This is a genomic window from Photobacterium chitinilyticum (assembly GCF_004104355.1).
GTDB lineage: Bacteria > Pseudomonadota > Gammaproteobacteria > Enterobacterales > Vibrionaceae > Photobacterium > Photobacterium chitinilyticum.
Map to the genome: position 1 here is coordinate 1 of NZ_RJLM01000181.1, position 463 is coordinate 463.

At 53.5% G+C, this 463-nt stretch carries 1 protein-coding gene; it reads right to left on the reverse strand.

Features of this window, described 5'->3' with window-relative positions; translation table 11 throughout:
- Positions 1-463 (reverse strand): YqaJ viral recombinase family protein (locus tag EDI28_RS26410; protein WP_438942817.1); only part of this gene is annotated, 463 nt, incomplete at both ends.

Sequence of the window (463 nt, forward strand, 5' to 3'; positions counted from 1 at the left end):
CAGGCGGTACGCATACTTTCGTCGCGATAGATGATCGGCAGGCGGTACGCATACTTTCGTCGCGATAGATGATCGGGGATTCAGTAACATTCACGCCGGAAGTGAATTCAAACAGGGTTCTGGCGTCGTTCTCGTACTGTTTTCCCCAGGCCAGTGCTTTAGCGTTAACTTCCGGAGCCACACCGGTGCAAACCTCAGCAAGCAGGGTGTGGAAGTAGGACATTTTCATGTCAGGCCACTTCTTTCCGGAGCGGGGTTTTGCTATCMCGTTGTGAACTTCTGAAGCGGTGATGACGCCGAGCCGTAATTTGTGCCACGCATCATCCCCCTGTTCGACAGCTCTCACATCGATCCCGGTACGCTGCAGGATAATGTCCGGTGTCATGCTGCCACCTTCTGCTCTGCGGCTTTCTGTTTCAGGAATCCAAGAGCTTTTACTGCTTCGGCCTGTGTCAGTTCTGAC